Here is a 13,297-nt window from a genome sequence, read left to right on the forward strand (position 1 = left end):
GGTGTCGAAGGGACCCTCGAGTGGTGAAAAACTTCCAGGAGCTGGACTTCTTCCTCGGGCAGGAGCTCGTCGCCGATCCGTATCCGTACTTCGACGCGCTGCGCGAGCAGTGCCCGGTGACGCGCGAGAAGCACCACGACGTGATGATGGTGACCGGCTACGACGAGGCGCTCGAGGTCTACAACGACGTCGAACGGTTCTCCTCCTGCATCTCCGTCACCGGCCCGTTCCCCGGCTTCCCGGTGCCCCTGGCCGGGGCGGAGGATGTCGACGCCCTCATCGCCGAGCACCGGGACAAGCTGCCGATGAGCGACCAGCTGCCCACGCTCGACCCTCCGGTGCACACCGATCACCGTGCACTGCTCATGCGGTTGATCACGCCGAAACGACTCAAGGAGAACGAGGAGGCGATGTGGGCCATCGCCGACCGGATGCTGGACCGGTACCTGGCCAAGGGCAAGGGCGACTGCATGCGGGAATTCGCCGGCCCCTTCACGCTGTACGTGATCGCCGACCTGCTCGGAGTCCCCGACGACGATCAAGAGGAGTTTCTGCACGCCTTGCAACGCGATCCGCACCGCGAGGGCGCGAGTGTCGGCAGCACCGACGGGGAGGGCATGTCGCACAACCCCATCGAATTCCTCTACGCCAAATTCTCCGAGTACGTCGAGGACCGCAGGAAGAACCCGCGCGGTGACGTGCTGACCAGCATGGCGACCGCGACCTTCCCCGGCGGGCGCGAACCCGAGGTCCTCGATGTGGTCCGGGTGGCGGCGAACCTCTTCTCGGCGGGCCAGGAGACGACCGTCCGGCTGCTCAGTTCGGCGCTGAAGATCCTGGCCGAGCGCCAGGACATCCAGCGGGATCTGCGCGAGGACCGCGGCCGCGTCCAGCACTTCATCGAGGAGTGCCTGCGGATGGAGAGCCCGGTCAAGGGCGACTTCCGGCTGGCCAAGGTCGCCACCGAGGTCGGCGGCACCCAGGTGCCCGCGGGCGCCGTCCTTATGGTGGTCAACGGCGCGGCGAATCGCGACCCGCGCCGGTTCGAGGATCCGACCACGTTCGCGGTGGGACGCTCGAACGCGCGCTCGCACTTGGCATTCGGGCGCGGGGTGCACACCTGCCCCGGCGCGCCGCTCGCGCGGGCCGAAGCCAGGGTGGCCATCGAGCGGCTGCTCGAGCGCACCACCGGATTCCGGATAGACGAGAGCGTGCACGGCCCCGAGGGCGCGCGCGACTACCGCTACCTGCCCACGTTCATCCTGCGCGGACTCACCGCCCTGCACTTGGAGTTCGACGTGGCCGAGGGTGGGGCGCGATGAAGGTCGGCGTCGACGCGGATCGTTGCCGGGGCCACGGCGTCTGTCTCGGCCTGTGCCCCGAAGTGTTCTCCTTGACCGACGACGGCTACGCCGAAGCCGTCGTCACCGAGGTGCCCGGTCACCTCGAGGCGCAGGTGCGCGAGGCGGTGCAGTCCTGCCCCGAGAGCGCGATCGTCATCGAGTGAGCGACAGGGCGGGCACCGGGATCACCGCCGCGAGCGGGTCGAATCGGACGTCCTGGTGCCGCGACCGCTCCACCTAGGATGCGCGAGTCTTCTGCACGCGGGTGTTGCCGGTGCCGAGGGCGGTGCCGTCGGAACCGGTCGGGGCGATTTCCGGCACGGGGATGCCGTGTTCGTCCACGAGGATGGAATGCGCCTCGCCGGGGTCGAAGGCGTGGCGCTCTCCCCACTGCCGCAGCGTGAGGACGACGGGGAAGAGGTCGCGGCCCGCATCGGTGAGCACGTACTCCTGGCGGCGGCCCGACGGTGCGGTGCGCTGAGTGAGGACCCCGTGAGCGGTGAGCTTGCGCAGCCGGTCGGTGAGGATATTGCGCGCGATGCCGGTGCGTCGCTGGAACTCGGTGAACGATCGTGCCCCGTCCATCGCGTCGCGGATGACGAGAAAACTCCACCGGTCGCCGACCAGGTCGAGGGTGCGGGCGACGGGGCAGTCCGGGTCGGTCCAGTCGGGGTTCGCGGTGCGCGGCATGACACCTCCCAATGAGTTGCAGATTGAAACCATTATGTCGTACCGTCCAATTGGTTGCAATCTGCTACTGATTGGGAGCCTGATGAACGGGTGGCGGCGGTTGCTGCTGGCGGTGGTGTGCGGTGTCGCGGTGGCGACCATCTATGCGGCACAGCCGATTCTGGAGCCGATGGGACGTGATCTCGGTGTGACGGCCGAACGCGCGGGGTGGATCGTCGCCACCGCTCAGGTCGGCTATCTGGTGGGCCTGGTGCTGCTGGTGCCGCTCGGCGATGTGGTGTCCGACAGGCGCCGGCTCATCGCAGCGCACCTGGCGCTCACCGCGGTGGGCATGATCCTGACGGCCTCGGCGCAGGCCACCTGGGTGGCGTTCGCCGGGCTCGCGGCGACCGGATTGTTCGCGGTGGTGGTACAGACCACGGTGGCCTACGCCGCATCGGTGTCCCCGCCCGCCGAACGCGGACGGAGCATCGGAGTTGTGACCTCGGGCGTCATGATCGGCATCCTGGGCGCGCGGATCGTCACCGGCATGGTCGCGCAGATCGGGGGCTGGCGGAGTGTGTATGCGGCCTGCGCGGGCCTGGCGCTCGGGCTCGCGGCCTTGGTCCTGCTCGTCCTGCCGCCGGAGCAACGACCCGGCCGGCCGTCGGGGTATCGGCGGGCCCTCGTCGCACTCGGCGGCCTGTTCGGGCAGCGCCACTTCCTGACGCGCGGGCTCATCGCGTTCTTCCTGTTCGCCTCGTTCGCGACCCTGTGGAACGGGCTGTCGCTCGCGCTGGCGGGCGCGCCGTGGCAGCTGAGCGAAAGCCGGATCGGGCTGTTCGGACTCGCCGGACTCGCCGGCGCGCTCGGCGCAGTCCGGGCTGGACGGTGGGCCGACGCCGGGCATGCGGCCCCGGTCACCGGGCTCGCGCTCACCCTGCTCATCCTGTCGTGGTCGGCGATCGCGCAGCTGCCGAGGTCACTGTGGCTGCTCGCCATCGGCATCGTGGTTCTCGACTTCGCGGTCCAAGCCGTGCACGTCAGCAACCAGAACCTGCTCACCGCAGCGCAGCCCGACCGCGTCAGCGGCGTTGTCGGCGGCTACATGGTCTTCTACTCGCTCGGCTCCGCCGTCGGCGCGGCCGCGACCACCGCCGTCTGCACTGCCGACGGCTGGGTCGGCTCCTGTCTGCTCGGAGCCGGATTCGCGTCGTGCGCCTTGACGGTCTGGGCGCTCGGCGAGCGGCTACCGCTCGAACGCGCGACTATTCGAGCCGGGAAGTCGGGCGCGCACCAGGCGCGGGCCGCAATGGACTGACCGCGCTGGACGGGCTTTACGCGCCGCGTATCGGACGGTCAACTCCGCTCGGCCGGATGAATGCCCGCATCGATGGCGGCGTCCAGGATCCCCAGATCAGCGCCCAGTTCGGCGACCAGCGCGCGGGCCACCGTCACGTCCTTGCGGAGGAATTCGCTCACCGAAGCGCGGAAGACCTCGACCGCTCCCTTCCCGGCCACGCTGGTGACGGCGCGACCGCTGCTGCTGGCGTGCGGCAGGGCCGCCAGCAAGGTGGCCTCGTCCACTCCGAGTTGGTTTCCCAGCCGCACCGCGTCGGCGACCAATCCGATCTGCGCGGCGAACAGGGCGTTGTTGACGAGTTTCACCCGCTGGCCCGCGCCGAGTGGCCCTACGTGCAGGACGGGATCGGCATATGCCCGTAAGACGACTTGTGCGCGCTCGGCCGCCTCGTCGGCGCCGCCGAGGAGGACGGTGAGCCGGCCCGCGGCGATGTCGTGCGGTCCGCCGCTCACCGGCGCGTCCACCACCCCGACATCAGGGGACGCCGCCGCGATAGCGGCCACCGTCGCGGGACTCCCGGTGGTGTGCACGATCAGCACGGCCCCGCGGCGCACGGCGCGCAGCAGCGGGCCGCCGAGGCACACTTCGCGCACCTGGTCATCGGTGAGCACGCAGACCACGACGGCTTCCGCGTCATGGGCGGCCGCGGTGACGGTTTCGACGGCTCGCGCTCCGGTCTCGGCGATCGCCGCCCGCGCCGCCGCCGAGCGCCCCACCGCGCGGACGGTGTGACCCGCCCGCACCAAGCGCTGGATCATCGGGCGGCCCATCCGCCCCGCGCCCACGAATCCGATGCGCAAGCCCGGTCCTTTCAGCGCTGCCGATTCATCAAGGCGAGCGTCGCGTCGGCCGCGCCGAGCACGACCCCGGGAGCGATCCCGGCCGCCTCGGCCAATCTCGCCACCAAGCCGACGTCTTTGCGGAGCAGATCACCGGCGTGCTCGGCCAGCCGGTCCACAGTGCCGCCCGCGGAGACGATCCGCCCCAGCGCGAAACTGTTCGCGGTGCCGTGGGTGATCACTTCGCCCAGGCGGTCCGGGCTGATGCCGAGACCCTGGCCGAGGGCGAGAGTCCCTGCCGCCGTGGCGATATTCGCGGTGAACAACAGGTTGTTCAGCAGTTTGGCGGCCTGTCCTGAGCCGACGCCGCCGAGATGGACGATCGGATCCGCGTAGGTCGCGAACACCGGGCGGCTGCGTTCGACGGCCTCGGTGTCGCCGCCGGCCATCACCAGCAGCCTGCCCGCGGCGGCGGCGGGGCCACCTCCGCTGACCGGAGCGTCGATCACCGTGACCTGTCGCGCCGCGGCGAGTTCCGCCAGCTCCCGGCAGGTGTCCGGATGCACGGTGGAGTGCACGGCGATGATCGAACCCACTGCGAGACCGGCCAATACGCCACGGTCCCCGGTCACGACCTCGCGCACGTCGGCGTCACCGACCACGCACAGGCACACCAGGTCGCTGCGCGCGGCCAGCTCGGCGGGTGATCCGGCCGTCGCGGCCGCGGTGTCGGCGAACGGCTCGAGCGAGGCGGGCCGCCGCGCCCACAGAGTGGTCGGGTAGCCGCCCTCGACGATGCGGCGCGCCATCGGCGCGCCCTGACTGCCCAACCCGATGAACCCGACGCGCATCAGTGCACCTCCTCGTCGGTCGGTTCCGGCGTGGCGCCCGGGGCCGGGGCGGGCCGATAGAAGACTGCCAGCAGTCCGGCCGTAGCGGCCACGGCCAGGCCGAGCACGATGCCGCCACCGGCCCAACCGGTGATCGCGATGCCCGCGGCATGATCCAGCGACAGCCACCCCGGCCCGAGCAGGCCCAGCGCGAGCGCGACCACGGCCAGCACGAGCACGTATTCGTAGCCCTCATCGAAGACGAAGAAGCCGTTCGCGCGGTGCGCAAGCAATCCGGCGACCAGCATGACCGAGACGACCGCCGCGGCGGCGAAGGGGGTGAGCAGGCCGAGCACCAGCAATGCCCCCGCACCGATCTCGGTGACCACGCTCAGCCAGGCCTGCAGCACTCCGTTGCGCAGCCCCAGCCCGCTGAACCACCGCGCCGTCCCGGCGATCTTGCCGCCGCCGAGCCAATGATTGACGCCGTGCGCGATCATGGTGACCCCCACGACCAGGCGCAACAGCAACAGCGCGACATCGGTGACCTCCATGGCCTCACCTTCCTGGCCGCGCGTGTGCGCCGCCGTCCACTTGGATTGCCGGACCGCTGAACTCACCGGTGGCGGCCGCGACGACGCACTCTTCTGCGAAGGCGAGGACCTGCAGGTGGTACGCCGCCGCGGTGTAGCCCAGGCTGGCGTTGTGCCCGGTGTTGGGTTGCAGGTTCAGCACCACCCGCGGCGCCGACCGGAACAGCGCGCCGATGGCCGTCAGCTCCTCGATGTCGTTGCGCCACACCGATTCGTGATCGCCCGCGGTGAACCGCACCGGAATCCGCACGCGAGCGGCCATGCGCGGGAATTCCTCGCCGGCCCAGTCGGTGACGACGGCGGCCTCCACCCGCGGACCCGGTACCGCGATCGCCGCACCACCCACGAGTTCGGGTGGATACAACCGCGACGGTCGCCACAGCAGTCCGCCGAGAGCGGGCCGGGTGCCCTCCGGACGCGGACCCCACAGCACTTCCTGCGCTTCGGGATGGTGAATCCGGCCGGTGCCGGCCAGCTCCACGCCGAGCAGTTCACCGCCGCGGTCGTCACCGGCCATGCGCATCGCGAGTTCACATCCCGCCGAGTGCGCCAGCAGGAAGACGCCCGCGCCGCGCGGACGGCCCGCGAGGTGGGCCTCGACCGCGCCGTACATGAGATCGACGCGCCGCCGCGGCGCCGTGAGCTGGTCGCCGAACGGCCCGGAAGCGCCATAACCTGGCCGGTCCAGCGCCAGGACGGTGTAACCCAGGCGCTGCGCGATCCGGAGCAGCGAGAGTTCAGGATGCCCTGGGCAATCGAAGTACGCGGAGGTGGTGGCGCCGCCGTGCAGGGCGACGAGCACCGCGCGGGGCGCGGGCGCCTCGGCCAGCAGTCCCGACACCGGGATGCCGTCGACATCGGCCACCACCCGTGGCGGCGCCGCGTCCGCCAGCGGGGTGAGATCGGATTCGGTGAGTGTCATCGCATGCCCGTCGATGTCGCGCCGTCAGGAATCGGAGCGCAGCAGCATCGCCCCGCCGGGGGTGAGCCCGCCGCTGGAGACGACCGCGACCCGTGCGCCGGTGACCTGCCGATCCCCGCCCGCGCCGCGCAGCTGCACCACGGCCTCGCGCAACAGGCCCATGCCGTGCGTGCGGCCGTGAGAGAGCTGGCCGCCGTGCGTGTTGACCGGGATCGTGCCGTCGCGGGCGATGCTCTTGCCGCCGTCGAGGAAGTCCTTGGCCTCGCCGATGCCGCAGAAACCGAGCGCCTCGATCCAGGACAGACAGTTGAAGGTGAACCCGTCGTACAGCTCGGCGACGTCCACGTCCCGCGGCCGCAGGGTGGTGCGCGTCCACAGGTGCGCGGCCGGGCCGAGCACCTGCGGTTCGTGGGTGAGCGTGCTCTGGTCCCACTCGACGCGTTCGACGATCTGCGTGCCGACCGCCTCCACCAGCACCGGCGGGACGGTCAGATCGCGGGCGGCCTCGATCGCCGAGACGATCACCGCCACCGCGCCGTCGCAGGGCACGTCGCAGTCGTAGAGCCCGAACGGGGTGGTGATCGGCCGGGCCGACAGGTAGTCGTCCATGGTCATCGGGTCGCGGTAGACCGCGGTCGGCTCGAGTTCGGCGTTGGCGCGCTGGTTGAGCGCGATCCAGCCCAGCGTCTCGCGCGTGGTGCCGTAGCGATGGAAGTGCCGCTGAGCGTTCTGCGCCAGGGTGTGGGCGGCGGAGATCGCGCCGAACGGCGTCATCCAGCTCGTGGTGCGGCCGCCGGACGGCGGGATGCGGCCCGCCTTCACCAGTTCGTTGAAGGTCGACTCCCACACGGTGCGGAAGCACAGCACGTGCCGGGCCAGTCCGGCGGCCACCGCGGTCATCGCCGCGACCACCGAACCGCCCGGCCCGAAGGTCTCGATACCGCCGTTGTGCCAGCTGGGGCGCAAGCCCAGCGCCGCTTCCAGCGCGGTCACCCCGCCTTCGCCGAAGCCGCCGAGATTGCCGCCGCCCGGGTAGGAGGAAAGACCGTCGATGTCGTCGAGAGTCAGGCCCGCGTCGGCGACCGCGCGCTCGCACGCCTCGATCGTCAGCTCCAGCGGTGGCACCATGAGCCTGCGCCCGATCCGGGACATCCCGATCCCGGTGAGCGCAACCTTGTCCTCGAACTTGTCCTGCCGCAGCATCGGCCGCACGTGCTCGGCGAACCGGTGCGGCTCGATGTCGTCCACCGGCAGCGGGGCGGGACGGGGTTGCTCGGCGGCGGGCCGGAACAGCGGCAGCCAGACGTCGGCATCCTGCTGGAAGGTCACCTCCACCCGCATGCCGAGCACCAGATCGCCCGGATCGGCCTCGACGATGTTGGTGGTCAAGCGGACCCGCGGATCTTCCACCAGCGCCACCTGCGCCACCACGTACGGCGGCGGCAGGCCGGGCACGGCGAAGCGATGGTTCACCGTGAAGCTCGCCAAGATGGCCGCGCCGGAGACCTCCCGAATCCCCAGGTCGTGGCCGCGGCAGTACCTGCACACCGGCTGCGGCGGGTGGATGAGCGCCGCGCAGGACCGGCACTGCTGGACGCGCAGCTTGCCGTCGGCGCCGGAGGTCCAGAAGAACTCGGTGTCCAGGCCCAGCAGCGGCAGCGGCCGTCCCGACGGCTCGGCCGTCGTCGCCGGGGTCTGCTTCGCGTCTGCCACAGCGCCTCCTTGTCGTCGCAGCCGGTAGCCGCGTGCGGCCTTGCGGCGGCCACACGCGGCTGAGGTGTTCTCAGATCTGCGCCGCGCCTCTGCGCACGGTCACCGGCTCGGCGAGCCGCTGATCGTCGCAGACCCGCTGCAGCTTCGCCAAGGTCTCGTCGAGACCCGCGCCGAGCCGGGGACCGGGGGTGAACTCGGCGGGCAGGTGGCGCATGCCCTGGATGACCGCGATCGTGTCGTAGTGCGCGGTCTCCTCCGGGATGCACCGGAAGTCCGGCATCCGGTCCAGCACCGCCATCAGCATTCGCTTGAACACCGTGCGGGCGACGTTGGAGCCGATGCAGCGGTGGATGCCTAGCCCGAAGCTGTAGTGCCGGTTGCCTTTCCGGTCCAGGATCAGCGTTTCCGGATCCTCGAACACCGCCGGGTCCCGGTTGGCCATCGCCCACGACAGCCAGACCCGGTCGCCCTCTTTGAAGGAGGCCCCCGCCACCTCGCAGTCCTGCGCGATGGTGCGCGCGTCGCCCGGAGCGGGGGTGTAGTAGCGCAGGAACTCCTCGGTGGCCGAGTCGAGCAGCAGATCCCGTTCCCGGCTCAGGGTTTCGCGCTCGTCGGGATGCTGGGACAGCCATTCGAGCGCATGGGCGGTGAGCGCGGTGGTGGTGTCGAACCCGCCGCCGATGAGCAGGCTGAGCATGCCCAGGATCTCCAGGTCCGGCAGCGGCTCCCCGCTGACCCGCGCCGCAGCGACCGCGTGGATGAGCCCGGGGCGGGGGTTGTCCCTGATCTCGGCGAGATTGGTCAGCAGGTCCAGGCCCATGGTGCGGTGCATCTCCGCGACGCGCGGGTAGTCCGGCGAGTCCGGCGGCGTGTACACCGCGGCGTGCACCGGTTCGTTGTAGATGGTCCACTTGCGCAACGGGATACCGAGCATGCCGAGCGTCAGCACGGCCGGCACGACGTTCGCCAGGTCGTCGACGAAGTCGATGCGGCCGCTGTCGATCTTCTCGTCGATGGCCGCGCGCACCACCTCGTCCACGAACGGAATCCAGCGTTCGACGGCGGCGGGGGACAGGTACGGGTTGAGCGCCGAACGCAGTTCCCGGTGCTCGGGCTCGTCCATCTCCAGGATGCCGCCACGGATGCCGCGGGCGCGCGGAGCCGGGGGAATGGAGATGCCGCGGTACCCCTTGCGGACTCCCTGTGGATCGTGATCATTCGACAGGTGCGGGCAGCGCGCGAGTTCGAACACCTCCTTGTTGCCCGCGGCCACCCAGTGACCGTCGTAGGTGTCGGTCCAAGCGAGCGGGCACTCGCTCTGCATCGTCGCGGTGATCGCTTGGAAGTTCTCCCGGTACTCCGGTGCGTAGCGGTCGAAATGGAATCGCGGTTGCTTGCGCTCGGCGTCGGCGCCGTTGTCCACGGTCATGCGGCGGCCTCACTCGGCGATCGAGATCGCGCGTTCCGGGCAGGAGTGCACGGCCTCGCGGACCTGATCCTGCTGGTCGGCGGGAACGGATTCGCCGACCGGGGAGGAATGGCCGTCGATCTCGCTGAGTTCGAACGATTGCGGGGCGATCATCGCGCACAGCGTGTGCCCTTGGCAGCGCTGCTGATCGACTCGGACCTTCACGGTGTCTCTTCCTCTCAGACGTGGTAGTCGTACCACTTCAGGTAGCCGCCCGCGTCGACGCGCAACTGCGTTCCGGTGATGTAGCGCGCCTCGTCGGAGGCCAGGAACAGCACCGCGTCGCTGATGTCCTGCGGCTCGACGTAGGGGATCGGCATGGCCTGCTGCACATGGAAGGCGGGCTCGGCGTCCGCGCGGGTGGGATGTTCCAGGTCCGGGCGGAAGGATCGGTACATCGGTTCGCTCTGCAGCATCGGCGTGTTGCAGTTGGTGGGGTGGATGACGTTGGCGCGGATGTTCTGCGGCGCGATGTGCAGGGCGAGCGCGTGCACATACTGCGCGAGGCCGCGTTTGGCGACCACGTAGGCGATGCCGCCGGGGTCCTTGCCGGGCTGGTCCACCTTGGAGACGTCCATCAGAGCGGCCACCGAGCCGGTGGCGATGATCGAGGCGCCCGCGCGCAGATGCGGCAGCGCGGCCTGGATGGTGTTGATGACGCCGACGAGATTGGTGTCGATGACATCCGACCAGGCCTGCCACTGCGGCGTGCCCTTCATGCCCGCGATCCCGGCCTGGGCGATGACGATGTCCAGCCGCCCGAATTCCGCGAGGCCGCGGTCGAGTGCGGCGCGCACCTGTCCGGCCTCACGCACGTCGGCCTGTTCGGCGACGATGCGGCGACCGGTCTTCTCGACCAGTCGCGCGGTTTCGTCCAGGTCTTCCCGGCGCGACAGCGGATAGCCGATCGTGTCGATGTCGTGGCAGATGTCCACCGCGATGATGTCGGAACCTTCTTCCGCCAGCCGTACCGCATGGCTGCGGCCTTGGCCACGAGCGGCTCCGGTGACGAAGGCGACCTTGCCCTCTACGCGTCCCACGGGCCTTCCTTTCACTCTTGCTCTGTCGTACTGCTCAGCGGCACAGCGGGTCTCAGGTGTTGCGTCCGCCGTTGACGCCGATGATCTGGCCGGTGATGTATCCGGCTTCCTCGGAGATGAGGAACGCGCAGGCGGCGGCGATGTCCTCGGGTGTGCCGACCCGGCGGACCGGCGTCCGCTGGATGTGGTCCTCGACGCTGCCGCCGAGCCGGCGTGCCTCCTCGTTCTTGCGCAGCATCGGGGTGTCGATGAACCCGGGGGGCACCGCGTTCACGGTGATGCCCGACGGGCCCAGTTCCAGCGCCAGCGCTTTGGTCAGGCCGTTGACCGCCGACTTGGCCGAGACGTAGTGCGTCATGAACGGCTGGCCCGAATGCGTGCTCGAGGAGGAGATGTTGACGATGCGCCCCCAGCCCGCCGCCAGCATGTCCGGCAGCACCGCCTGGACACAGTGGAAGACACCGTTGAGGTTGACGTCGATCACCCGCTGCCACTCGGCGAAGGAGATGTTCTGGAAACGCTTGAATCCGTCGACCCCCGCGGCGTTCACCAGCACGGTGACCGGGCCGAGCTTGGCGCGGACGGCGGTGAGCGCCTCGGTGATCTGCTCCGGTTCGGTGACGTCGGCCCGGTAGGCGAAGTCGTCGTCGGCGGGTGGGTTGAGATCCAGGGACGCGACATGGAACCCATCGCTGCGCAACCGCCGTGCGATCCCCAGCCCGATTCCGGACGCACCTCCGGTGACCACTGCCGTCTTCACGCGCGCGACCCCTCTCCGGAATCCGGGGCGGCCTGCGACCGGTACTCGGACGGCTCCATCGCGCCCGGGATGCCTGTTGTGTGAACCACAAGAATCTCCCTTCCGAATGTGAGAACAGTACTCTCGCAACCATGGGATGCGCAAGAGTCGCGCTGGGGTGTCGTCGGACCGGGTCGGTGGCGCCCGCGATGATGCCCGGCGCCGTGCCGGGTTGGCGATTGTCGCCGCGCTCCGTCAATGCGAGTGTTAAATTCTCCGTTATAGAGAATCGTATTTCCATATCCGGCGAGGAGACAGGATGTCAACGCAGGAACAAGCGAGAGCGGTGGCGCGGCGGCTGCTGATCGACGGGCAGCTGGTCGAGACCGGGCGCACGCTCGTATCGCTCGATCCCGCCACCGGTGCGGTGTACGGCTACGCGCCCGAAGCCGGTGTGGCCGAGGTGGATACGGCGGTCGCGGCGGCGCGGCGGGCCTTCGACACCACCGACTGGGCGACGAACCACCAGTTCCGGGCGCACTGTCTGAACCAGCTCTACCAGGCGCTGCGTGCCAACGTGGAGGAGCTGCGCGAGCTGACCATCGCCGAGGTCGGCGCCACACGCACGCTCACCCATGGCAACCAGCTCGAGGCGCCGTTCGACATCGTGCGCTACTACGCCGGACTGCTGGCGGACTACGCGTGGAGCGAAGACCTCGGCGTGGTCGAGATCCGCGGTCAGCGGCACCGGCGCTGGGTGGAGTTGGAGGCCGCGGGTGTGGTGGCCGCCATCGCCGCCTACAACTACCCGCACCAGTTGGCGCTGGCCAAGCTGGCGCCCTCGCTCGCCGCCGGGTGCACCGTGGTGCTCAAGGGCGCTCCGGACACCCCGCTGGCCACTTTGGCGCTGGGAGAGATCGTCGCCCGGCACACCGACATCCCTCCGGGGGTCGTGAACGTGCTGGCCTCCTCCGATGTCGAGGTGGGCAAGCGGATGAGCACCCACCCGGACGTCGACGTGGTCACCTTCACCGGGTCCACGCCGGTGGGCCGCCAGATCATGGCCGCCGCCAGCGGCACGCTGAAGCGGGTCTTCCTGGAGCTGGGCGGCAAGTCGGCGATGATCCTGCTCGATGACGCCGACTACACCAAAGCCGCCGTGTTCGCGGCGTTCAGCGTGGTCACCCACGCCGGGCAGGGCTGCGCGCTGACCACCCGCGTGCTCGTGCCGCGACAGGACCACGACAAGGTGGCCGAACTGATCGCGGGGAATTTCGCCCACGTCAAGTGGGGCGATCCGGGCGACCCGCAAACCTATATGGGGCCGCTGATCAGCGAGCGCCAGCGCGACAAGGTGCACGGTTTGGTGCGGCGGGCGGTCGAGGCGGGCGCCACGCTCGTCACCGGCGGCGAGAAGGTGGGGCCGGGTTACTTCTACAAGCCCACCCTGCTGGCGAACGTCGACCCGGACAGCGAGATCGCGCAGGAGGAGGTGTTCGGGCCGGTGCTGGCGCTCATTCCCTACACCGACGAGGACGACGCCGTGCGCATCGCGAACAACTCCATCTACGGCCTGTCCGGTGCGGTGTTCAGCGCCGACTCGGAGCGGGCGAAAGCGGTGGCGCGGCGCGTGCGCACCGGCACGCTGAGCATCAACGGCGGCAACTACTTCCACCCCGACGCGCCATTCGGCGGCTACAAGCAGTCGGGCATCGGCCGAGAGATGGGCCGCGTCGGCCTGGAGGAGTTCCTGGAGCGCAAGACCCTGGCGGAGGTGGTCGCGTGATCGAGTGCGGACCAGCCGACCGAGGACGGGCCGCGCGATCGGGCCGGAGGAC

14 protein-coding genes are annotated in these 13,297 nt (G+C 70.0%); 4 read left to right on the top strand and 10 right to left on the bottom strand.

Going from position 1 to position 13,297, the window contains the following annotated elements; genetic code table 11:
* Window positions 1–20: 20 nt before the first annotated feature.
* Together U3653_RS15205 and U3653_RS15210 are read left to right on the top strand one after the other, a co-directional pair.
* Window positions 21–1,322 carry a cytochrome P450 gene (locus tag U3653_RS15205; protein WP_323124010.1) on the top strand — a complete coding sequence of 434 codons (1,302 nt, stop codon included), beginning with the start codon at window positions 21–23 and terminating at the stop codon, window positions 1,320–1,322.
* Window positions 1,319–1,507 (top strand): ferredoxin, encoded by a 189-nt coding sequence (locus U3653_RS15210; protein WP_195079967.1) that lies wholly within the window; start codon window positions 1,319–1,321, stop codon window positions 1,505–1,507. The genes U3653_RS15205 and U3653_RS15210 overlap by 4 nt, the downstream gene beginning before the upstream one ends.
* Before the next feature lie 73 nt (window positions 1,508–1,580).
* Here U3653_RS15210 and U3653_RS15215 read toward each other — a convergent pair whose 3' ends face one another.
* Window positions 1,581–2,033, bottom strand: a complete 453-nt coding sequence (locus U3653_RS15215) for a winged helix-turn-helix transcriptional regulator (protein ID WP_195079966.1) — start codon at window positions 2,031–2,033, stop codon at window positions 1,581–1,583.
* Here U3653_RS15215 and U3653_RS15220 point away from each other — a divergent pair.
* Window positions 2,032–3,333, top strand: a complete 1,302-nt coding sequence (locus tag U3653_RS15220) for an MFS transporter (RefSeq protein WP_324722383.1) — start codon at window positions 2,032–2,034, stop codon at window positions 3,331–3,333. The two genes, U3653_RS15215 and U3653_RS15220, sit on opposite strands and share 2 nt — an antisense overlap.
* Window positions 3,334–3,371: 38 nt before the next feature.
* On the opposite strand, the gene U3653_RS15225 is transcribed toward U3653_RS15220, so the two are convergent.
* The 9 genes from U3653_RS15225 to U3653_RS15265 all read right to left on the bottom strand — a co-directional run bounded on the left by U3653_RS15225 (window position 3,372) and on the right by U3653_RS15265 (window position 11,480).
* On the bottom strand, window positions 3,372–4,175 hold the full coding sequence (locus tag U3653_RS15225; RefSeq protein WP_195079964.1) for an NAD(P)-dependent oxidoreductase: 804 nt from the start codon (window positions 4,173–4,175) through the stop codon (window positions 3,372–3,374).
* Between the two features lie 11 nt (window positions 4,176–4,186).
* Window positions 4,187–5,005, bottom strand: a complete 819-nt coding sequence (locus tag U3653_RS15230; protein WP_195079963.1) for an NAD(P)-dependent oxidoreductase — start codon at window positions 5,003–5,005, stop codon at window positions 4,187–4,189.
* Entirely contained in the window at window positions 5,005–5,538 is a 534-nt protein-coding gene (locus U3653_RS15235; protein ID WP_195079962.1) for a DoxX family protein, read from the bottom strand. The genes U3653_RS15230 and U3653_RS15235 overlap by 1 nt, the downstream gene beginning before the upstream one ends.
* 4 nt (window positions 5,539–5,542) lie before the next feature.
* Entirely contained in the window at window positions 5,543–6,499 is a 957-nt protein-coding gene (locus U3653_RS15240) for an alpha/beta hydrolase (RefSeq protein ID WP_195079961.1), read from the bottom strand.
* A 24-nt stretch (window positions 6,500–6,523) separates the two neighbouring features.
* A complete protein-coding gene (locus tag U3653_RS15245; protein ID WP_195079960.1) occupies window positions 6,524–8,212 on the bottom strand; it encodes a thiolase C-terminal domain-containing protein in 1,689 nt (562 codons plus the stop codon).
* Window positions 8,213–8,282: 70 nt separating this feature from the next.
* A complete protein-coding gene (locus U3653_RS15250; RefSeq protein WP_195079959.1) occupies window positions 8,283–9,641 on the bottom strand; it encodes a cytochrome P450 in 1,359 nt (452 codons plus the stop codon).
* 9 nt (window positions 9,642–9,650) lie between these two features.
* Entirely contained in the window at window positions 9,651–9,845 is a 195-nt protein-coding gene (locus U3653_RS15255) for a ferredoxin (protein WP_195079958.1), read from the bottom strand.
* A 14-nt stretch (window positions 9,846–9,859) separates the two neighbouring features.
* Entirely contained in the window at window positions 9,860–10,720 is an 861-nt protein-coding gene (locus tag U3653_RS15260; RefSeq protein ID WP_195079957.1) for a mycofactocin-coupled SDR family oxidoreductase, read from the bottom strand.
* Window positions 10,721–10,772: 52 nt separating this feature from the next.
* Window positions 10,773–11,480 (bottom strand): SDR family NAD(P)-dependent oxidoreductase, encoded by a 708-nt coding sequence (locus tag U3653_RS15265; RefSeq protein ID WP_195079956.1) that lies wholly within the window; start codon window positions 11,478–11,480, stop codon window positions 10,773–10,775.
* A gap of 298 nt (window positions 11,481–11,778) precedes the next feature.
* On the opposite strand from U3653_RS15265, the gene U3653_RS15270 reads away from it, so the two are divergent.
* Complete coding sequence (locus U3653_RS15270; protein ID WP_195079955.1) at window positions 11,779–13,245, top strand: aldehyde dehydrogenase family protein; 1,467 nt, start codon at window positions 11,779–11,781, stop codon at window positions 13,243–13,245.
* Window positions 13,246–13,297: the final 52 nt, after the last annotated feature.

The sequence above is a fragment of the Nocardia implantans genome (genome assembly GCF_035544775.1).
GTDB classification, from domain to species: Bacteria; Actinomycetota; Actinomycetes; order Mycobacteriales; family Mycobacteriaceae; genus Nocardia; species Nocardia implantans.

Excerpts from the sequence above, each read along its gene's own strand:
- U3653_RS15250 (WP_195079959.1), bottom strand. The coding sequence starts at position 9,641 with ATGACCGTGGACAACGGCGCCGACGCCGAGCGCAAGCAACCGCGATTC.
- U3653_RS15235 (WP_195079962.1), bottom strand. The coding sequence starts at position 5,538 with ATGGAGGTCACCGATGTCGCGCTGTTGCTGTTGCGCCTGGTCGTGGGG.
- U3653_RS15210 (WP_195079967.1), top strand. The coding sequence starts at position 1,319 with ATGAAGGTCGGCGTCGACGCGGATCGTTGCCGGGGCCACGGCGTCTGT.
- U3653_RS15230 (WP_195079963.1), bottom strand. The coding sequence starts at position 5,005 with ATGCGCGTCGGGTTCATCGGGTTGGGCAGTCAGGGCGCGCCGATGGCG.
- U3653_RS15270 (WP_195079955.1), top strand. The coding sequence starts at position 11,779 with ATGTCAACGCAGGAACAAGCGAGAGCGGTGGCGCGGCGGCTGCTGATC.
- U3653_RS15220 (WP_324722383.1), top strand. The coding sequence starts at position 2,032 with ATGACACCTCCCAATGAGTTGCAGATTGAAACCATTATGTCGTACCGT.
- U3653_RS15215 (WP_195079966.1), bottom strand. The coding sequence starts at position 2,033 with ATGCCGCGCACCGCGAACCCCGACTGGACCGACCCGGACTGCCCCGTC.
- U3653_RS15240 (WP_195079961.1), bottom strand. The coding sequence starts at position 6,499 with ATGACACTCACCGAATCCGATCTCACCCCGCTGGCGGACGCGGCGCCG.